The organism is Arthrobacter oryzae (genome assembly GCF_030812315.1).
GTDB lineage: Bacteria > Actinomycetota > Actinomycetes > Actinomycetales > Micrococcaceae > Arthrobacter > Arthrobacter oryzae_B.
Genome location: NZ_JAUSSM010000009.1, coordinates 1 through 18,655 on the forward strand (window position 1 = coordinate 1; position 18,655 = coordinate 18,655).

An 18,655-nucleotide genomic window follows, 5' to 3' on the forward strand; every position below is an offset into this window, starting at 1 on the left:
CTCGCCGTTCTTGCCGGCGTTGGCGCCGATGACGTCGCGGTACCACATCCAGGCTTCGGGGTTGATGGGTTCGCCCACGGAGCCCAGGACCCGGATGGAGGAGAGGTCAAACTTGGCAGGGATCTCCTTGCCCCACTTCATGAACGTGCGGATCGCGGTCGGGGCGGTGTAGAGGATGGAGACCTTGTATTTTTCGATGATTTCCCACCAGCGGCCGTGGTGCGGGGAATCCGGGGTGCCTTCGTACATGACCTGGGTGGCGCCGTTGAGCAGCGGGGCATAGGCGACGTAGGAATGGCCGGTGACCCAGCCGACGTCGGCCGTGCACCAGTACACGTCCGATTCGGGGTGCAGGTCGAACACGGCCTTGTGGGTGTAGGCGGTCTGGGTGAGGTAGCCGCCGGTGGTGTGCAGGATGCCCTTGGGCTTGCCCGTGGTGCCTGAGGTGTAGAGGATGAACAGCGGGTGCTCCGAGTCGTGGCCCACGGCGGTGTGCTCCGGGGAGGCGGCGTCGACGGTGTCGGCCCACCAGTGGTCCCGGCCCTCGCGCCAGTCCACGTCCTGGCCGTTGCGCTTGACCACCACCACGTTCTGGACGGTGTGTCCGGACTGGGCCAGGGCGTCGTCGACTGCCGGCTTCAGGGCGCTGGGCTTGCCGCGGCGGTATGTGCCGTCGGCGGTGACCACCAGTTTGGCTTCGGCGTCGTCGATCCGGGAGCGGAGGGCGTCGGCGGAGAAGCCGCCGAACACCACCGAATGGACGGCGCCGATCCGGGCGCAGGCCAGCAGCGTGATGACGGCTTCGGGAATCATGGGCAGGTAGACGGCCACGCGGTCGCCCTTGGCCACGCCGAGCGATTCGAAGGCGTTGGCGGCCTTCTTGACCTCTTCGGTGAGCTGCGCGTACGTGTAGCTGCGGCTGTCACCGGGTTCGCCCTCGAAGTAAATGGCGACCCGGTCTCCGAGCCCGTTCTCCACGTGGCGGTCCAGGGCGTTGTACGCGGCGTTGACCTCGCCGCCGACGAACCACTTGGCGAACGGAGGGTTGGACCAGTCCAGGGTCTCCGTGAAGTCCTTGCTCCACGTGAGCAGTTCACGGGCCTGCCTGGCCCAGAAAGCGGGCCGATCGGCGTCGGCCTCCGCGTAATCCGCCGCGGTGACTACTGCGTTCGCGGCGAAGTCTTCCGAGGGAGCGAACTTCCGGTTCTCGTGGGAGAGGTTCTCGAAGGCATCGCCGTTCCCTGCCTGGCCTCCGTTGGCTGCGGCGTTTGTGGCTCCTCCGGACGCTGCGGCGGTTCCGGCGGGGGCCTGGTTGGCCGGCACTTCGGAGTGGGCAGCGGTGGCCGTGGAGCTGGGTGTGTCGTGGGACATGGTGAACCTCATCATTCATCGATCTTTGCTGCGCGGGACACGCCGTCACGTGCCGCAGCCGTACCGCATGCGCGGCGTCGGGCAGCGGCTGATCACGGCTGTACCGCAAAGAGCTGTTCCGAAATACACACTAACGCCTGCCCCGCGCCGCACGTGTGCCCGGTCACATAGTGAACCGTGAACGGCGCATATTAAGCGCCGAATGGTTTCCCGGCGGGATGGCCGCGGCTGCAGGTTGGCCGGAACCACAGAGCCTGCCTGCCCTGATAGCCGCGGGGAAATGCGGCCGGGACACAGTGAAAGAGCTTTCGTATGCGGGGTTCTTTGTCCGTCGGATCACCCACCGCCACCTTGCCGCGTCCGCTGTGACGCGCAATGTTCCGGCAAGCTTCACACGGGCGCTGGAGACGTGGACCCGCCTGTCTTAACGGAATCCGTTCACCCTGCAAGCAGGCGCGTGTGCTAGGCGAATTCGGCCTGCATTCCGGCCGCCCGCCTCCGGCCCGTCAGCTAGTGATCAGGCAAGCACTTGGCTAGGCTGAGATGGAGTTGTGACATCCAATGGAGGCGACGGGACCGCTTGCGGTCCGGTTTCTGCCTGCCGTTAGGAGGCGCTGTCCAGGGCGCCGCCGTGCTAAGGAGAACAGAATGAACCAGCAAAGCCATGGACAGCATAAGGCCGCCCATCCGCATCCCGGTCAGACCACCGGCCCGGCGAGCTCCGGCAAGCCGGCCGGCACGGAAGGGCCAAAGCCCGCGGGAAGCCGCCTGACAGCCAAGAAGAACGAAACGGTCCTTGGCCCCTTCACCATCCGGGACCTGGCCGTCTTCGGATCAACGCTGATTCTGTTTGTAGGGTCCCTGATCCCGATGTTCGCTTCACGGTACAACCTGTGGAACCTGGGCAGCCTCTTCTTCCTCGGGCTGGGAATCCTCCTGCCCCTGATCGTGACAGCACTCTTCGTGGCACGCCGCCTCACGCCGGCGTCAAAGCTCAGGATCGGGTCACTTTCCATTGACCAGTTCGCGTCCGTGGTTGCGTCCTTTGCCCTCGCCTTCTTCTTCCTGGCCGGTGCCGAGACGTATGAGCCGGCCGTGCTGGTGTCGCTGATCGGATCCCTGGGGCTTCTTGCCGCCACCGTCCTGGCGCGCTTCATTCCTTTCTTCGCCGGCGATTTCCTGGACCGCGCCGAGGCACCCGCACACGTGGTGGCCCGGGAGTCCGCTGTGCCGTTCCGCAAGCCCAGCGCCCCGAAGGAACCCAAGCCCGCCAAGGAACCGGGCTCCGGTACGCTGGCCAGCTGGGGCAAGCAACTGACGTCGGGCAGTGCAGCCCGTAGCGCAGGCACTGCGGCCGGCGGCACGGCAGCTGGAGCCTCCCTGAACGGCGACCGTACGCATGCGGGAGCTTCGGCCGGCGCGGCCCAGCATGGGGAACCGCGGTACGGAGTTGTACAGCAGGGGCCGGCACAGCAGGCTTCCGGCCAATACGGTTCAGGCCAGCAGAGCTGGGCTCAGCCCGATTCTGCGCACGGGCATGCCACTCCGCAGGCTGACGCCACGCTGGCCGCACCCGCACCCGCTGCCGGAGCCGGGACCGCAGCCACTGCGGCTGCAGCCGCCGGGGCCGCAGGAGCGCCGGCCGCGGCGCGGGCCGCCGAAGCAACCCGCGACACCCACCCTTCGCCCGCAACCCAGGCCGCCGACGTCGTGCCGTCAGCAGCAGAGCAGACGCAGGCAGCCGCCGTCGCACCTTCAGCGTCGGGCGCGACCCAGGCGACGGACGTCCCCGCCGCCGCGGCCAGCCACGGAAACGCCAGCGGTCCCGCCACTGGCGCAATGCCCGCTGCATCGGCTCCGGCCGAGACCATGCTGCACCCGCAGGTAACGTCGCAGGAGCCCATCGGTGCCACCGTGGACCCGTCCAGCCGCCCCGAAGAACATGAGGAGCAGCCCGTCCACGAGGCGTTCTGGTTCGCCGTCGCCCAGCCCCGCACGGCCGTCGACGAGCGAACCGGCACGCCTGCTTTCGTGATCGAACCCGGCGGCTGGGTTCTTGCGCTGGAAGACCGCGGACACGAATTCCTGGTCCAGCACACTGATGGACGGGTGGGCGTGCTGCGCGACCTTAGCAACATCGAGCGCGGCTAGCCGGGCCCCCAATGGCCACCCAATCCGGCACTCCTAAGCCGGGCAGCATCACACCGCAGGCGTCCGGGGAATCAATGCTGGCGCTGAAGCGCCGCGCCCGCAGGATCAACCGGGCGCTCGCGGAGGTTTACCCGTACGCGCACGCCGAGCTGGACTTCCGCAGCCCGTTCGAGCTGCTGGTGGCAACCGTGCTCTCGGCCCAGACCACCGACGTGGTGGTCAACCAGATCACGCCGATGCTGTTCGCCCGATATCCGGATGCCCGGACCATGGCCGAGGCCGATCCGGCCGACCTCGAGGTGATCCTCAAGCCCACCGGCTTCTTCCGCGCGAAGGCCAGGAACGTGATGGCGCTGTGCAACCGGCTTGTGGACGAGTATGACGGCGAGGTGCCGGCCCGGCTGCAGGACCTGGTGACGCTTCCGGGAGTGGGCAGGAAGACCGCCAATGTGGTGCTGGGCAACGCCTTCGGTATCCCCGGAATCACCGTGGACACACACTTCGGCCGGCTGTCACGGCGCTTCGGCTGGACGGAGTCCGATGATCCCGTGCGCGTTGAGGCGGATGTGGCCGAGCTGTTTGAACCGAGGGACTGGACCATGCTTTCGCATCGGGTGGTGTTCCACGGGCGCCGTGTCTGCCATTCGCGCAAGCCCGCGTGCGGTGCGTGCGCGGTGGCCACGTGGTGCCCCAGCTACGGTGCCGGTGAGACGGACCCGGAGAGGGCGCGGAAGCTGCTCAAGTACGAGCTGGCCCCTGGGCAGGAAGCCCTCTTGGCGCAACTGCTGGCGGAGACACACCGGGCTGCCGAAATCCGGATGGAATCACAGAAGCGGGAGCCATGACCGCCCGCCAGGATCTCGTCGAGCTCATTGCCGCCATCGAAGCCGGGAACGGCCCGGCCCGCAATCCGTACTGGCGCGAGCTGACCGTCGACAACTCCGTGGTCCGCAAGGCTGCCGTGCTGATGCTGTTCGGTGCGCTGGATAAGGTGCCCGCAACTTCCGGAAAACAGTTAGCCCCCGCCGATCTCGACGTTCTCCTGCTGGAACGCGCCCACACCCTGGATGACCACCCCGGCCAGGTGGCGTTCCCCGGCGGTGGAATCGACCCCGGCGAATCGCCCATCGAAGCGGCCCTCCGAGAGGCGGAGGAGGAAACGGGGCTGGACTCGGCCGGCGTGGAGGTTCTGGGGGCAATGCCGCAGCTGGCGCTGCCCCGCGGGAACTTCCTCGTGACGCCGGTCCTGGCCTGGTGGCGTTCGCCGTCGCCGGTCCGCGTTGTGGACTACGGCGAATCCGCCCAGGTGTTCCGGATCCCGGTGCGGGACCTGCTGGATCCCGACAACCGCGTTATGGCTAAAGTCAGCCGCTCCGGCCAGACGTTCCTCAGCCCCGCGTTTGTGGTGAACAAGGTGGTGGTCTGGGGTTTCACCGGAATGATCCTGAATGAACTCTTCGATCACCTGGGCTGGTCGGTCCCGTGGGACCGGACCCGGCTGCACCAGATCGACGTGTGATTGCCCGGCGGTTTATGTCGGGCGCTTACCCGGACGCCAGTTCCCGCCGGGAACGGTTCACCACAAGTCCTGTGGCCGCGTTCTCACGGACGGCATTAATCCCTGCGACGACGCCCTTGAGCGTCTTGAACCGTGGCGAAACCGCCACCAATGTGCCGTCGTCGGCCGTGAGCCGGAAGTAGAAAGCCTCTTCTTCCGTACTTACAATTTCAAATGTGCCAGCCACTCTGTGGTGCCTCCCCAAAAATCCATGCGTCATTGCATCGGCCGGTCCTTTATCGGTGCTGCACTGCCACTGCTGCAAACCGGCTAATTGAGCTTAACCGGGAGGTGAGGCAGTTCACAAAACTACCCGCGGGTACGTTACAGACCGCGTCTTTCAGGAGCTATTTTGCCTTGTCGTAGGAGTCCACGACGGCGACGCTCACCGGAAATTCGACCGGAATCCTGCCGAACAGCAGTTCCTTTGCGGCAGCGGCCGCCGCCTCGATGGCCTTGATACAATCGTCCACTGAACTGTCAGGGCAATGGACCATGACTTCGTCGTGCAGGAAGAAGACCAATTCTCCGGCCGGTTCGCCGGCCGACCGCATGGCGCGGAGCCGCCGTCGTAATTCCGCCAGCCAGCAGGCCGCCCAGTCAGCCGCGGACCCCTGGACCACAAAGTTGCGCGTGAACCGGCCGCGGGAGCGGGCAACCGCCTCTGCACGCCGCTGTTCCTCGGCCGTGGTGGACTTCTGGCTCTGCCGCCAGCCGTCCGACGGCGGCGGACTGCTGCGGCCCAGCCGTGAGGTGACGGTTCCGCCCGCTTCGCCGTCGCGGGCGGCCTGTTCCACGTAACCGACGGCGCGCGGATACGTGCGGGTCAGCTGTGGCATGAGGCGTCCTGATTCGCCCGTGGTGGCGCCATAGATGGCACCGAGCAGGGCAACCTTGGCCTTGGCGCGGTCACCGCCGAAGCCTTGTGCTGCGATGCCGGCGTAGAGGTCCTTGTCCCGGGCAGCTTCGGCCATTTTGGAGTCCTGGGCAAGGGCCACCAGGACCCGCGGCTCAAGCTGCGAGGCGTCAGCCACGATGAGTTTGTGACCGGGATCGGCGTGCACGGCGCCGCGGATCTGACGCGGAATCTGCAGGGCGCCGCCGCCCCGGGAGGCCCATCGCCCGGAGACGACGCCGCCCACCACATACTCCGGCTGGAAGCGGCCGTTCTTCACCCAGGCGTCCAGCCAGGCCCAGCCGTTGGCGGCATGCAGCCGGGACAGCTTTTTGTAGGCAAGGAGCGGCTCGATGGCCGGATGGCTGGATTCCTTCAGCTCCCATTGCCGGGTGGTCTTCACCTCGATGCCGTTCCGGTGGAGGGCGCGCATAAGTTCCTGCGGCGAATCCGGGTTCAGGCTTGGCGAGTTCAGGAGCCTGCGGAGCTCGGTGTTCAGCGCCTCCAGCTTGGCGGGCCGGTGGCCCAGCGGCGGGCGGGGGCCCAGGTAGTCCGCAAGGATCTGTTCGTGCAGTTCTTCGCGCCAGGGCACTCCGGTGTGCTGCATTTCCGCCGCGATCATGGAACCGGCGGATTCGGCGGCCAGAAGCAGCTGCAGCCGCTGCCTGCGGTTCGCGTCCGTGCTGGCCTGGCTCAGTGCTTCCTGCTGGGCGGCGTACTCGGTGCGCAGCTCCTCCGGCGAGTGCCTGGGCGCACGGCTGAATCCGGAGTCTTCGAACAACGCACCCTGGTGTTCCGGCTGCGGCGGTGGCTGGAGGCTGCGGGGCGGCTGCTGCAGGTCGTCGTCCTGGGTGAGCTTCTCCGCGTTCCGGGCGTAGGCAGTGTGGGCGGTGAACTCCGAATGGGCCAGGATGGCGCCGCAGAGTGTGAGGTCGTAGCAGCGTTCCAGCTCGACGCCGGCGTTCAGGAGCGCCGGGTACCAGTCCTGGGTGCGGTGCCAGATCCAGCGCGGGCGCCGCATTTCGAGTTCGAGCACGACGCCGGCCAGGTCGCCGGCGCTGATCACGCGGGGTTCCGCGTTCGCCGGAGCAGGCGTGCCGTCCGCCGTGAGTTCCTGTAGGGCTGCGCCGTCGGGGTGGGCGGACAGCAGCAGATACATAGTCCTAATTCTGCCCTGTGGCGTGCCATGGTTTGCGCCGCGCGCGGGGCAATAGCGGACAGCCTGTGTCCGCGTAGGGGTGAGAGGGCGCACCGTCCCTCCACAGGCGCCCGGTCGCGAGTGTTGTCCACATGGCAGGCCGGCGGTCTGTTGCGCCGACAGGCTACTGGGCACAGTGTCAGGATGAGCAGGCACCATCTTCAGAAGGACACGCCGGAAGTCACTAGCCCGGGCCCTGAGACGGCCGCGGTCCCACGCCGGGCAGCACGCGGTGCTGCACGCGCCGCGCCGCGCGGGAGTGGGGGCGCTGCCCAGGGGAACCACTCCGGGACGCACGGGAGTGGACGGGACGCCATTGGAGGGGACGCACGGTTACGGCACAAGCCGGCACGGCAATCGGCGAAGCCGCCAGGCGGCGGCAGTGCGCCTGGCCGTGCCGTTCCGCCGGCCGGGGATGCAACGTTGGGGGCGCGGGCTCCGGGCGCATGGCTTCCGGCCGAGTCCGCGGAAACGCTCCTGGTGACGGGCTTCGACTTCCTGCGCGGCGAGGTTGAACGGATCGTGGCCGCCGCAGGCGGCCAGCTTCGCGTGGTGGCCGATGCCACCGAAGCGGCTCCATTCTGGGACACCGCGGCCGTCGTTCTGGTGGGGAGCGATATCCGCGAGCTTCCGCCCCGGCGCCGGGCACCGGCCGTTCTCGTGGGCCTGGGCGGCGAGGGCGACAGTCTCTGGCACCTTGCCGCAGCCCTTGGAGCCGAACGCGTGGCGGTGCTTCCCGATGCTGCTGCGTGGCTGGCTGAATACCTGAGCCGGTCCCGGTCGCCGGAAGCCGGAGGACTTGTTTTGGGTGTGACCGGCGGATGCGGGGGCGCCGGAGCAACCACTGCCGCCATCTGGATCGCCCAGGCAGCCGCGGAGTGGGGAGCCAGGGTCCTGCTGATCGACGGCGATCCCTGGGGCGGCGGCCTCGAGCTTGCGCTGGCCGCCGAGGAATCTCCCGGGCTTCGGTGGACTGACCTTTCGGATGCGAGCGGAAGCATTGATCCGGAACAGCTGTCCGACGCATTGCCGGTGGCGGGCGGGTTCTCTTTCCTGTCCTGGCCGGGCAGCCGCGAGCGCCAGCACGGCGTGGAGGCTACTACTGTGGGCGGCGTTCTTGACGCCGCCCGCCGCGGCTACGAGTTGGTGGTGGTTGACATCGGGCGGGGAACGGAGCCGCTGCGGACATTCGCGTGGGATTGTGACCGCATCCTGGTGGTGGCGCCCGCGCAGCTTAAAGCCGCTGTTGCCTCGGCAAGGCTGCTGCAGGAGCTTCCTCCGGTGGAGACGGCGCTGGTCATCAGAGGCAAGGCAGGCGCGGTCCTCGACGGGCCCCTCATCGCCGAATCCGTAGGGCTGCCGCTGCAGGGCCTCGTCCCGGAGCTAAAAGGCACAGCCAGTGCAACGGAACTCGGCCGCTTGCTGGAAATGGGCCGCCGGCGCACCGTACGCCGGTTCGCGGCGTCGGTCCTGGAGTTGCTGGGCGGTGAGCTTCCATGAGCACGCCTCTGCAACCGTCGGGGTTGTCCCGGTTTTCCGGTCCCGGCCAGGGCTCCAGACGGCGCCCGAACCGTGCCCTGGATGCAGGCCTGCTGGAATCCGTCCGGGAATCGGTCATGGCCGATTCCGGCCCGGTAACCCCGTCCCGGGTGGCCGCAGCGGTGCAGGCCACCGGCAAACTCCTGGGGACGGCAGGTTCCCTGGCCGCCGTCGAGCGGATCAGCGCGGAGCTCAACGGCTTGGGACCTCTCCAGGTGTTGACCCGGGATCCGTCGGTCACGGACATCTTCGTCAACGCCCCGGACTCCGTCTGGCTGGACCGCGGAAACGGCCTGGAGCATGCCGCAGTGTCGTTTTCGTCCGAAGCCGAGGTCCGCGCCCTGGCGTCCCGGCTCGTGGCGGCGGGCGGTCGGCGCCTGGACGACGGTTCCCCGTGCGTGGACGTCCGGCTCGATGCCGGTTACCGGATCCACGCCGTCCTACCGCCGATATCGACGGCAGGAACCCTGCTGAGCGTCCGAATCCGCCGGCACGACGTGTTCACGCTGGACGAACTCCGGGAGGGCGGCATGTTTGGGGGTCTGGTCCAGGACATGCTGGAGCGCATGGTTTCCCGGCGGCTGAGCTTCCTGATCAGCGGGGCCACCGGATCAGGCAAGACCACGCTTCTCTCCACGCTGCTGGGGCTGAGCCATCCCGCCGAACGACTGGTTCTGATAGAGGATGCCTCCGAACTGAACCCTGTCCATCCGCACGTCGTGTCGCTTGAATCGAGGCACGGAAACCTCGAAGGCGGTGGTGGCGTTGACCTTGCCGAGCTGGTCCGCCAGGCCCTCCGGATGAGGCCCGACCGGCTGGTGGTGGGGGAATGCCGTGGAGCCGAAGTCCGTGAACTGCTGACGGCCATGAACACCGGACACACCGGAGGCGGTGGCACCATCCACGCCAACACAGCGGCGGCGGTGCCTGCGCGGCTCACGGCGCTGGGCGCCCTCGCCGGGATGGGCCAGGACGCCATGCGGCTGCAGGTCACCAGCGCCCTGGACGTCGTGGTGCATGTTGAACGGTCCCGCAGCGGACGTCACGTGGCATGCATCGGCGTCGTTGAAGACGGCGCCCACGGACTCGAAGTTTCGGCGGCCGTGGCGGTGCAGGCGGGCACTGTCAGCCTGGGACCGGCGTGGCCAGGGCTGGCCCGGAGGCTTGGCCTTGACGATTCCGGGCACGAGGACGGGGGAGTCGAGCCGGCGGTCGGGGGTTCACGGCCGCGGGGACCTGTGCCCGGGGCAAGCGAATGACGGCGCTGCTGATCGCGGCGCTGGCACTCGCTGCATGGCTGGCGCTGCGGCCCCCTGGCGGCAGATCGGGCAGGATCCGCAAGGCACTGGACACGGGACGCTCAGCGCCTCCGGGCAGGGTCAGGAGCCGCGGTGCCGGCCGAGGCGAGGGCTCAGGCGGCGGCGGTTGGCGGGACGCTCCCGGTGCACCGCGGGCGATCTGGTTGGGCAAGTCCGGCCAACGCTCCGCCGGGGTCCCGATGACGGTGGTTGTCCAGCAGCTGGCCGCGCTGCTCAAGGGCGGCCGTACGCCGTCGCGGCTGTGGGATGAACTCTGGCTGGTCTATGCCGCGGAAGAGTACGCCGGGGCCGAAGGCGGACCGGGCCTTACCCCTGCGTCTCTGTCGTTGCTGTCGGTAGCCCGGGCAGCCGCCATGCGGGGCGCTCCGGTAGCGGACGCCATCCGGGCAGCCTCTGCCACGGCTTTCTCCGGAGGACAAGACCGGGAACGAAGAATCTGGGGCGAGCTTGCGGCTTGTTTCGATATTGCGGCGGCGAGCGGATGCCCGCTGGCGGACGTCCTGACCCGCCTGGCAGCGCAGCTGGAAGTGGAGGATGACGCCGAAGCAGCTCGTCAGACTGCCCTCGCTGGGCCGAAAGCCACCGTCACGCTCCTCACCTGGCTACCGCTGCTGGGTCTGGGATTGGGGGTTGCGCTGGGCGTGGATCCGCTGTCCGTCCTGCTCGGCACGCCGTTTGGCGTGGCGGCGCTCGCAGCGGGCATGGTGCTGACAGTGGCCGGCCGGATCTGGTCAGCCAGGCTTGTCGGCTCGGCCATTGGAACACCATGACGGGGGAATGGTTGTCTTCCGTGTTCTTCGCACTGGCGCTGGCCGCCGCCGCGACGCTGGCTTTGACCGGACGTGGCGGCGCACACAGACGGCTCCTTCGGCAGCATCAGGTGCATGCGGGAGAAGGAAAGAACGGCGACGGCGGGACAACCGACGGTCCGAATTTGCGGGCCGATGAGGGCTTGCGTGATACGGCCATGATGCTGGAGCTGATCGGAGCCATGCTGGACGCCGGTTCAGGGATCGGACGAGCCTTGGAGCTCGTCGCAGACTCAGCCTCACCCGAGTATCACCGTTCCCTGCGCCCTGTGGTGTCGGCCTTGGCCATTGGAGCCGATTGGGACACAGCCTGGCGCAGTTCGGAGGCTCGGACACCGGAGCTGCTGATCCTGCGCCAGGCGCTGGGGTTTGCCGCCCTGACAGGGGCGCCATCGTCCGCCATTCTCTATGCCCAGGCTGCAAGGCTGCGGCGGGAGCGCTTCCGCGCGGCGGAGAAGCGTGCGGCCGCCCTCGGCGTCAGGCTGGTGGTCCCGCTCGGACTGTGTTCGCTTCCCGCTTTCGTCTGTCTGGGCGTGGTGCCGGTTTTGCTCGCGATGCTCCCGTCCGGAGCCTGACCCGGAGCCCTTGTCCGCGGCCGTGACGGCTTGCTGGGGCGGTGTCCGAGTGTTCCTCCACAGCCGATAGTTCACAGGATTTTCCACTTAGCCGAACTTCTGCCTTATCCGCATTCGCCGGAGCCGGAAGAGTCGAGTCAGCCGGCAACTCAGCCGGAAACCAATGAAAGGAACTGCCATGTCAACCACGTCCAATCACCGCCCGAATGCCCAGCCGGAGCACTCGGGCCTGGCCGCGCCGGACGAAGCGGAGGTCCGGGAAATCTACCCCGGTGCCAGGGCCGCGGCGCCGGTATCAGTCCGGGGGCACGGACGCCTTCTGGGATCAGAGCTGGGGATGGCAACCGCAGAATATGCAATCGCCACCTTGGCGGCAGTGGGTTTTGCCGGGATCCTGGTGTTCATTCTCCGCAGCGATGAAGTCCGTGGCTTTCTGCTGAACCTGATCCGGACGGCGCTGGCGTTGCCATGACACCGGGAGTGGGCTGCGGGGCGCCCGGCGGGAAGGGACTCCGCGGCCCGGGGAAGGACCGTGGCGCTGTCACCGCAGAATTCGCGGTGGCGCTGCCGGCAGTCATACTCCTCCTGGCGCTGCTGCTCGCAGGCTCAGCGGCCGGGATTACCCAGCTGCGGCTCGAAGAAGCAGCACGGGCCGGGGCAAGGGCGCTGGCCCGAGGGGAGGATGCCGGCGCGGTGGACGGAATAGTCCGGCAACTCGCCGGCACCTCCGCGTCGTCGTCGATCGTGGCCGATGGTGAATGGCTCGGCGTCACGGTTTCCGGCAGGGTCTCCGGTCCCGTGGGGTCGATCGTCCCGTGGACCCTGTCCGCCCGTGCCACGGCGCGGGGCGAAACCGCCGAATCAGCAGTCATCCGTCAAGCAACGCCGTGGCCCGCACCCGCGCGGGAGCAGCGTCCGGAAGCTGCGGCCTCATGACCAAACAGCAGACCCCTCAGGAGGGCCGTCCGAGACGTTCGTGTGAGCGCGGATCCGGAACGGTACTCGCCGCCGGGCTCGGGATGGTGGTGATGGTGGCCATGGCGTTGATGCTCCTGCTGGCACAGTCGGCAGTGATGGCGTCCAGGGCAGCCGCAGCCGCCGACCTCGCAGCGCTGGCTGCCGCCGACGCACTGCGCGGGATCAGCCCCGGTGTGCCTTGCTCGGTTGCTGCCGATGTCGCGGGCAGGCAAGGGGCAAAGATCATCAGCTGCACGGAAGGGGGAGGTGAAACCGTGGAGGTCCGGACGGAGCTCTTGAATCGCAGCATGCTCGGCGCGGCCACCGGCCACGCCAGGGCAGGCCCGCCACCATGACCTCCGGTGCTGGTGCGCTACGACCGCCGGGGCGTCGGCCCCGAGGTCGTGGTTGCCGGACGGCCACGGCGGGTCAGCTGACCGTGCTCATAAACCTGGCTCGGGCTGACCCGGCTCATAAACTGGCTCAGGCAGGGCGGGCTCAGAAGGGAGTCGCGTGCTCTTCTGTCGGCCTCGTTTGCCCTGCAGGAGCCGACTGGGGAGTCCACTGCTCCTCGGTGGCATCATTCAGCAGCACGTCGATCAAGGTGATCGCGGCCGCCTTGTCCAGCGGGTTGTTCTTGTTGCCGCACTTAGGCGACTGAACGCAGGACGGGCAGCCGGCATCGCACTCGCAGGCGGCGATGGCGTCACGGGTGGCCGACAGCCACACCTTGGCCTTGTCGAAGCCGCGTTCGGCAAAACCGGCGCCGCCGGGGTGCCCGTCGTACACAAAGATCGTGGGCACCCCGGTGTCGGCGTGGATGGCAGTGGATACCCCGCCGATGTCCCAGCGGTCGCTGGACGCCACGAGCGGTAGCAGCCCGATGGCAGCGTGTTCGGCTGCATGCAGTGCACCGGGGAACTGGGCTTCGATCAGCCCGGCCCCGGTCAGCGAACGGTTGTCCACCACAAACCAGACAGCCTTCGTAAAAAGGTCACGGGCGCCGAGCTCCAGCGGTTCCTCACCCAGGATCTCATTCGAGATCAGCGCCTTGCGCTGGAAGGAGACCACCTGTGTTGTCACTTTCACGTCCCCGAAATGCACGGCAACGTCGCCCCACTGCGCTGTGCGCTGCGTCTCCAGAACTTCGATCTGGGTCACGTCACGGGCTGTGGTGTAGTAGTCGGGGTTGGCACGGCGCACCATCACACAGTGGTCTCCCTCATTCAGGTCCTCCACCACATAGCTGTCGCCCTGGTGCACGTAGACGGCACCCGTGTGGGCCTGGTAGTGCGTTTGCGGGGAGTCCATCGTGCCGAGCAGGGAACCCGTCTCAGCGTCAACGATGCTCACCGGACCGCCGCCGTCGGCCCGTAGGTTCACCATGGCCGCCGCGCTCTGGGGGTGTGTCCAGAACCAGCCGGCCGGACGTTTGCGCAGGTAGCCCTGGGCCACGAGCTGATCCAGCAGTTTCTCCGCTGTGGGTCCGAACAGCTCCAGCTCCGCGTAACCCAGCGGAAGCTCCGCCGCGGCGGCGCACAGATGCGGCCCGAGCACGTACGGATTGGAGGGATCGAACACCGTGGCTTCCACGGACACGTCAAAGATGGCCTCCGGGTGGTTCACCAGGTAGGTGTCCAGCGGATCGTCGCTGGCTACGAAAGCGGCGATGGCGTCCTGGCCGGCCCGCCCCGCCCGGCCGATCTGCTGGAAGAGGGAGGCCCTCGTGCCCGGCCAGCCGGCCACCAGGACGGCGTCCAGGCCCGAGATGTCGATGCCGAGTTCGAGGGCGGAGGTGCTGGAAACCCCCAGGAGTTCCCCGGACCGCAGGGCTTTCTCCAGGGCCCGGCGCTCCTCGGGCAGGTAACCGGAACGATACGCCGCCACGCGCTGGGGAAGGCTGGGATCCACCTCGTCCAGGAGCCGCTTGGTGATGGCCGAGATGGTCTCAGCCCCGCGCCGGGACTTGATGAACGCAATGGTCCGGATCCGGGAGGACACGAGGTTGGCCAGCAGGTCCGCCGTTTCCGCGACCGCCGTCCTGCGTTCCTTGGCGCCGTTCTCGCCCCTCAGTTCCGTAAGGGCCGGCTCCCAGAACGCCACGGTGGTGGAGCCGTGCGGCGAGGAATCCTCGGACACGGCCCGGACGGGTGCGCCGATGAGCCGGCCGAAGGAGGTTCCCGGCTCGGAGGCCGTTGCTGAGGCCGCGATGAACACCGGGCCCGGCTGGGAGGCATTGGCGTAATACGCACAGATGCGCCGCAGCCGACGCATCAGGTTGGCCACATGGGAACCGAAGACGCCGCGGTAGCTGTGGGCCTCGTCCACAATGACGTACTTGAGCCGGCGGAAGAAGCTGGCCCACCAGGCATGGTTGGGGAGGATGCCGAAGTGCAGCATGTCGGGGTTGGCCAGGATCACGTTGGCGTGGTCCCGGATCCAGCGCCTCGACGCCGGGTCAGTGTCGCCGTCGTACGTTTCCGCCCTGACAGTCGGGAGCCTCAGCGAGCGGATAGCCGCGAGCTGATCGGCTGCCAAGGCCTTGGTGGGGGAGAGATAAAGGGCCACGGCGCCGTCGTCGTGGATCTTTCCAGGCTCGGCAAGGACCCGCAGTTCCGAGCGGTGGATCGCGTCCAGCGCAGGCAGCTGATAGGCCAAAGATTTACCGGAGGCGGTGCCGGTGGCGATCACTACATGCTCGCCACCGTGGGCAAGGTTCGCCGCCTGGATCTGGTGACGGTACGGCTCATGGATTCCCAGGGAACCATAGGCCTCGATGAGATCGGGGTGCGTCCATTCCGGCCACGGCTCGTTCACAGCCTGCCGGGCTGGAATGATGCGCACATGACGCAGCTGCTCCGGGTCCGGGCCACGGCCCAGCAGCGGAATCAGGGAGTCATGGGGGTTCACCTCAATATTGTTTCATCCGGGCTCAAATCGCCCGGCATCACAATGCCGTCGGTGAAATTGCGTCAGCCGACAGAAAGGTCGGCACCCTCGTCAGACGCGGACAGCATCAGCACATGGCACAAGGTTGTCCAGCCCAGGTGCGAGTACAGCTTTTGCCCGTCCAGCGAGGCCAGCAACAGGCCATTTTCCACGTCGTGCTCGAAGGCCTGTGCCGCCAGGGCCTTCATGATGAAGCTTCCCAGCCCGCGCCTTTGATAGGCGGGTTCGGTGACGATCTTGTCGAAAACGGCAGTGCGGCCCACCACGAACACCCGGCCGCTCACAGCCACCGCTTGGCCGGCGTGCACCACGGCATGGTGGACGCCGTCCTTCGTGAACGTGCTCAGCTTGAGGTCATCGTCGGCCAGCCATGGATCTTCGGAGTCCTGCGTCTCCATGTCCACGATCATCATGGTTTGGGAAGCGGAGGTAACGTTCAGGCCCTGCTGCTCGGCCAGGTATTTATATCGCGCGACGTCGTTAGTGAGGATGGTGAGGATCCGGGCCGGGGCTTCAGCCGTCTTTGCCGCGAGCTCGGCGAATTCGGTGTCCGAAGGATCGTGGGCGAAGTATTCCCACTCCTCGGTGGTGTCGGCCCGCAGCGCGGCCGGGAAGCGGCCTTCCATTCGCGTCTCGTATCCTCGGCAACCGGCCCATCCGGTCACCCAGATTTCCAAGAGGCGGGTGATGTCTTCAACCATGGCGTCTGGACTCATGTGATGAGACTATTCCAGCCCTGCCGCAAGCAACAGGGGTAGGGTCCGGGAAGTGGGCTTGCTTACTGAATTGTGACCCGGGCCATCGGTAGAGGCTATGGTCCCGGTTCCGGGGCCTGAGGGCAGCAAGTACCCTTAAATACGTGGCTTTGAACCGAATTGTGCTCTTTTACGGCTTTACTCCGATCGCCGACCCCGATGCCGTGCGCCTGTGGCAGCGCGCCCTTTGTGAGAAGCTGGGCCTGACCGGACGCATCCTCATCTCGAAGGACGGCATCAACGCGACCGTCGGCGGCGAGCTGAACGCCGTCAAGCAGTACGTGAAGACCACGCGCGAGTACAAAGGCTTCCACGGCATCGACGTCAAATGGTCCGACGGCGGAGCGGCTGACTTCCCGCGGCTCAGCGTCAAGGTGCGCGACGAGATCGTCTCCTTCGGAGCACCCGGCGAACTCAGGGTGGACGCCAACGGCGTTGTGGGCGGCGGAACACACCTCAAACCCGAGGAGCTCCATCAGCTCGTGGACGCCAAAAAGGAGAGGGGCGAGGACGTGGTGTTCTTCGACGGCCGCAACGCGTTCGAAGCGCAGATCGGCAAGTTCAAGGACGCGATTGTCCCGGATGTGGCCACCACCCACGACTTCATCAAAGAACTCGAGTCCGGCAAATACGACTCCCTCAAGGACAAGCCGGTGGTCACATACTGCACCGGCGGGATCCGCTGCGAGGTGCTCTCCAGCCTCATGGTGAACCGCGGGTTCAAGGAGGTCTACCAGCTTGATGGCGGTATCGTGCGCTACGGCGAGACGTTCAAGGACCAGGGCCTCTGGGAAGGTTCGCTCTACGTCTTCGACAAGCGCATGCACCTCGAATTCAGCGAGGACGCCAAGACCATCGGCGAGTGTGTGCGCTGTTCAGCCTCCACCAGCAAGTTCGAGAACTGCTCCAACCCCAGCTGCCGCACCCTGACGCTCTACTGCGCGGAGTGCGCTTCCAGCCCGGAGACCCTCCGCTGCCCGGAAGGCTGCGCGGCCTAGCGCTGCGCCCGGCGCGCGGCAGCTACGTGCCGGATGTCAGAGCCGGCTCACCCGGAAGGCGAAGTTCGCGGCGGACTGCGCGGCCACTTCCACGCTGAGCACGGAGTCCTCGGACACATGGATCACGTTGACCCTTGACGTTCCGCACCGCAGGCTCAGGTCCACCAGGGCAAACTCACCGTCACGCACCGTGAACGACACCCTGCGCGCGCTCTTGCAGGCCAGCGTCAGCGAGTACGTCCCGCTAGGCAGATGCCCGGTGCTCTCCTGGCGCGTGGTGCCCCCTCGAAGCAGACCGAAACCCGTGTGGAAAACCTGGCCGGCGGTTTCGGGGAGGACCTGCTCCACCCAGGCGTCAAGTTCCGCTCCGGACACCGGCAGGTTCCGCCGGGGGTCCTGCGGGAGCGCCGCGTCCGTGAAGGTCGGGGCCGTCGCGCTCGGCAGCGGCCCGCGGCCGTCGTCGTACACGTACTCGCAACCGCCCAGGGCCGCCCCGACGGCCAGCACACCGGAAAGCACGACGGCGGCCGCCGCGGCCGTCCGCCGTGGCACCAGGGGTGCCTGCACGGTGTGCATACTCTGACTTTAAGCCTGGCGCCACCCCCAAGCCAGAGGCTGCCGCGGCTGCTTTCGTGGCCTCGTGCGGGCCGAATTTCGGCGGGAAACCGGTCAGGGCTGAGACGACGGGAAAGCTGCCGCTTCGTTGATACGCATCACACCACTGGCTGCCTGCAGGTAGCCGTCCCCAACCGCCACCAAGCGCACAATCAGGGTTCCCGGCCGGAGCTCAACATCGCGGCTGAATAGTTCGCCGCAGGGCGTGGTGAATTCCAGCAGCGTGTTGCTGGAAGCGGAGCTGATTGAAAGCTTGGCGCCGGGCGCACCGATGCAGGCGGCGGTGACTTTGTGGGTGGCGGTCCCGGTCACGTTTGTAGTGAATGCCAACCCGCCATCGCTGATGCCGCCGGCAGCTCCGGCCAAACCGAACGGGACCTCCACCATGGCCATTTCCAGTGTGGCCATGTTGCGATTTATCTCAGCCATAAGTTCGGGATCCACGGAAGCGAGCGGAATTGGAGTTGGGGTCACGCCTTTTCCCGTCCGGCTGGCGGCGGCCGAAGGGGCGGGCCCGACGTCGTCCGCGTATTCACACCCGGCCAGGCAGGCGGCGATCAAACCGGCACCAGCAACACAGCGCGTTTGGGCGCCATGCCCGCCACTACTGCCCGCTCGCGGCGGTCGGCAGCAGGCTGTACGCGGCCTGGACTGGAGAGTTGTCCGAGTCCACCATCACCATGACTCCCTCGGGTCCCATTGGAATATCGGCGGACAGCGGCCTGCCGCAGGGGAGGCCGCTGCCCTTGAACAGATCCTCACCCCTGGGCCGGAGAACGGTGACGTCGACCAACCATGACGGGCCCCTCGCAAACAAACGTGAAGGTACGCATGCCTGGCACCGGGGGAGGGCCGGAATGGTGCCACTGTCCCGCCCATGGATAGCCCCTGAATTCGCCTGCCTGCTCAGGTCCCAGCTCTGCGGCTGCCCAGGCTGTTGTTTCGGCGGCCGAGGGGCCGCGGGGT

General features: G+C 67.3%; 19 protein-coding genes. 11 read left to right on the forward strand and 8 right to left on the reverse strand.

Translation table 11 applies throughout. The features are described from left to right. Nucleotides 1-1,371: AMP-binding protein (locus J2S97_RS17195; protein WP_307051371.1), on the reverse strand; the 1,371-nt coding region annotated here is incomplete at its 3' end. A gap of 648 nt (nt 1,372-2,019) precedes the next feature. Between J2S97_RS17195 and J2S97_RS17200 the strand changes: the two genes are divergently transcribed. From J2S97_RS17200 to J2S97_RS17210, 3 genes are read left to right on the forward strand one after another with little or no spacing between them, the layout of a single operon-like run. Beyond that, nucleotides 2,020-3,522, forward strand: a complete 1,503-nt coding sequence (locus J2S97_RS17200; protein WP_307051162.1) for a hypothetical protein — start codon at nt 2,020-2,022, stop codon at nt 3,520-3,522. 11 nt (nt 3,523-3,533) lie between these two features. Beyond that, nucleotides 3,534-4,367 (forward strand): endonuclease III, encoded by an 834-nt coding sequence (gene nth, locus J2S97_RS17205; RefSeq protein WP_307051163.1) that lies wholly within the window; start codon nt 3,534-3,536, stop codon nt 4,365-4,367. Further along, nucleotides 4,364-5,041 (forward strand): NUDIX hydrolase, encoded by a 678-nt coding sequence (locus tag J2S97_RS17210; RefSeq protein WP_307051164.1) that lies wholly within the window; start codon nt 4,364-4,366, stop codon nt 5,039-5,041. The genes nth and J2S97_RS17210 overlap by 4 nt, the downstream gene beginning before the upstream one ends. Nucleotides 5,042-5,066: 25 nt before the next feature. Here the strand turns inward: J2S97_RS17210 and J2S97_RS17215 are convergent, their stop codons facing one another. Further along, nucleotides 5,067-5,267 carry a YegP family protein gene (locus J2S97_RS17215; protein ID WP_307051165.1) on the reverse strand — a complete coding sequence of 67 codons (201 nt, stop codon included), beginning with the start codon at nt 5,265-5,267 and terminating at the stop codon, nt 5,067-5,069. Nucleotides 5,268-5,427: 160 nt separating this feature from the next. Further along, nucleotides 5,428-7,134 (reverse strand): bifunctional 3'-5' exonuclease/DNA polymerase, encoded by a 1,707-nt coding sequence (locus tag J2S97_RS17220; RefSeq protein ID WP_307051166.1) that lies wholly within the window; start codon nt 7,132-7,134, stop codon nt 5,428-5,430. Nucleotides 7,135-7,596: 462 nt separating this feature from the next. On the opposite strand from J2S97_RS17220, the gene ssd reads away from it, so the two are divergent. From ssd to J2S97_RS17255, 7 genes are all read left to right on the forward strand, one after another. After that, nucleotides 7,597-8,673, forward strand: coding sequence for a septum site-determining protein Ssd (gene ssd / locus J2S97_RS17225; protein WP_307051167.1), 1,077 nt, complete (start codon nt 7,597-7,599; stop codon nt 8,671-8,673). Further along, entirely contained in the window at nt 8,670-9,971 is a 1,302-nt protein-coding gene (locus J2S97_RS17230) for a TadA family conjugal transfer-associated ATPase (protein ID WP_307051168.1), read from the forward strand. The genes ssd and J2S97_RS17230 overlap by 4 nt, the downstream gene beginning before the upstream one ends. After that, on the forward strand, nt 9,968-10,801 hold the full coding sequence (locus J2S97_RS17235) for a hypothetical protein (RefSeq protein WP_307051169.1): 834 nt from the start codon (nt 9,968-9,970) through the stop codon (nt 10,799-10,801). The genes J2S97_RS17230 and J2S97_RS17235 overlap by 4 nt, the downstream gene beginning before the upstream one ends. Next, on the forward strand, nt 10,798-11,415 hold the full coding sequence (locus J2S97_RS17240; protein ID WP_307051170.1) for a type II secretion system F family protein: 618 nt from the start codon (nt 10,798-10,800) through the stop codon (nt 11,413-11,415). Before J2S97_RS17235 ends, J2S97_RS17240 begins: the two co-directional genes overlap by 4 nt. Before the next feature lie 178 nt (nt 11,416-11,593). Next, nucleotides 11,594-11,887, forward strand: coding sequence for a DUF4244 domain-containing protein (locus J2S97_RS17245; protein WP_307051171.1), 294 nt, complete (start codon nt 11,594-11,596; stop codon nt 11,885-11,887). Beyond that, complete coding sequence (locus J2S97_RS17250) at nt 11,884-12,351, forward strand: TadE family type IV pilus minor pilin (protein WP_307051172.1); 468 nt, start codon at nt 11,884-11,886, stop codon at nt 12,349-12,351. The genes J2S97_RS17245 and J2S97_RS17250 overlap by 4 nt, the downstream gene beginning before the upstream one ends. Next, nucleotides 12,348-12,728: an Rv3654c family TadE-like protein gene (locus J2S97_RS17255; protein WP_307051173.1), complete on the forward strand. Its 381-nt coding sequence runs from the start codon at nt 12,348-12,350 to the stop codon at nt 12,726-12,728. The genes J2S97_RS17250 and J2S97_RS17255 overlap by 4 nt, the downstream gene beginning before the upstream one ends. A gap of 142 nt (nt 12,729-12,870) precedes the next feature. Here the strand turns inward: J2S97_RS17255 and J2S97_RS17260 are convergent, their stop codons facing one another. Together J2S97_RS17260 and J2S97_RS17265 are read right to left on the reverse strand one after the other, a co-directional pair. Further along, nucleotides 12,871-15,282: a DEAD/DEAH box helicase gene (locus tag J2S97_RS17260; RefSeq protein WP_307051174.1), complete on the reverse strand. Its 2,412-nt coding sequence runs from the start codon at nt 15,280-15,282 to the stop codon at nt 12,871-12,873. Between the two features lie 62 nt (nt 15,283-15,344). Beyond that, the gene (locus J2S97_RS17265) at nt 15,345-16,037 is read right to left on the reverse strand and encodes a GNAT family N-acetyltransferase (protein WP_307051175.1); all 693 of its coding nucleotides are present in this window, start codon (nt 16,035-16,037) and stop codon (nt 15,345-15,347) included. 143 nt (nt 16,038-16,180) lie between these two features. On the opposite strand from J2S97_RS17265, the gene trhO reads away from it, so the two are divergent. Then, nucleotides 16,181-17,074: an oxygen-dependent tRNA uridine(34) hydroxylase TrhO gene (trhO, locus tag J2S97_RS17270; protein WP_307051176.1), complete on the forward strand. Its 894-nt coding sequence runs from the start codon at nt 16,181-16,183 to the stop codon at nt 17,072-17,074. A 36-nt stretch (nt 17,075-17,110) separates the two neighbouring features. On the opposite strand, the gene J2S97_RS17275 is transcribed toward trhO, so the two are convergent. From J2S97_RS17275 to J2S97_RS17285, 3 genes are all read right to left on the reverse strand, one after another. Beyond that, complete coding sequence (locus J2S97_RS17275; RefSeq protein ID WP_307051177.1) at nt 17,111-17,650, reverse strand: hypothetical protein; 540 nt, start codon at nt 17,648-17,650, stop codon at nt 17,111-17,113. A gap of 93 nt (nt 17,651-17,743) precedes the next feature. Continuing rightward, nucleotides 17,744-18,097 carry a hypothetical protein gene (locus J2S97_RS17280; RefSeq protein WP_307051178.1) on the reverse strand — a complete coding sequence of 118 codons (354 nt, stop codon included), beginning with the start codon at nt 18,095-18,097 and terminating at the stop codon, nt 17,744-17,746. A 196-nt stretch (nt 18,098-18,293) separates the two neighbouring features. Further along, nucleotides 18,294-18,482 carry a hypothetical protein gene (locus J2S97_RS17285; RefSeq protein ID WP_307051179.1) on the reverse strand — a complete coding sequence of 63 codons (189 nt, stop codon included), beginning with the start codon at nt 18,480-18,482 and terminating at the stop codon, nt 18,294-18,296. Nucleotides 18,483-18,655: the final 173 nt, after the last annotated feature.

Bases quoted from the DNA above. Each gene is read 5' to 3' on its own strand.
- J2S97_RS17280 (WP_307051178.1), bottom strand. From the start codon at position 18,097: ATGGCCACACTGGAAATGGCCATGGTGGAGGTCCCGTTCGGTTTGGCC.
- J2S97_RS17235 (WP_307051169.1), top strand. From the start codon at position 9,968: ATGACGGCGCTGCTGATCGCGGCGCTGGCACTCGCTGCATGGCTGGCG.
- J2S97_RS17250 (WP_307051172.1), top strand. From the start codon at position 11,884: ATGACACCGGGAGTGGGCTGCGGGGCGCCCGGCGGGAAGGGACTCCGC.
- nth (WP_307051163.1), top strand. From the start codon at position 3,534: ATGGCCACCCAATCCGGCACTCCTAAGCCGGGCAGCATCACACCGCAG.
- J2S97_RS17210 (WP_307051164.1), top strand. From the start codon at position 4,364: ATGACCGCCCGCCAGGATCTCGTCGAGCTCATTGCCGCCATCGAAGCC.
- J2S97_RS17245 (WP_307051171.1), top strand. From the start codon at position 11,594: ATGTCAACCACGTCCAATCACCGCCCGAATGCCCAGCCGGAGCACTCG.
- J2S97_RS17230 (WP_307051168.1), top strand. From the start codon at position 8,670: ATGAGCACGCCTCTGCAACCGTCGGGGTTGTCCCGGTTTTCCGGTCCC.
- J2S97_RS17275 (WP_307051177.1), bottom strand. From the start codon at position 17,650: ATGCACACCGTGCAGGCACCCCTGGTGCCACGGCGGACGGCCGCGGCG.
- J2S97_RS17240 (WP_307051170.1), top strand. From the start codon at position 10,798: ATGACGGGGGAATGGTTGTCTTCCGTGTTCTTCGCACTGGCGCTGGCC.
- J2S97_RS17200 (WP_307051162.1), top strand. From the start codon at position 2,020: ATGAACCAGCAAAGCCATGGACAGCATAAGGCCGCCCATCCGCATCCC.
- J2S97_RS17220 (WP_307051166.1), bottom strand. From the start codon at position 7,134: ATGTATCTGCTGCTGTCCGCCCACCCCGACGGCGCAGCCCTACAGGAA.
- J2S97_RS17265 (WP_307051175.1), bottom strand. From the start codon at position 16,037: ATGAGTCCAGACGCCATGGTTGAAGACATCACCCGCCTCTTGGAAATC.
- J2S97_RS17255 (WP_307051173.1), top strand. From the start codon at position 12,348: ATGACCAAACAGCAGACCCCTCAGGAGGGCCGTCCGAGACGTTCGTGT.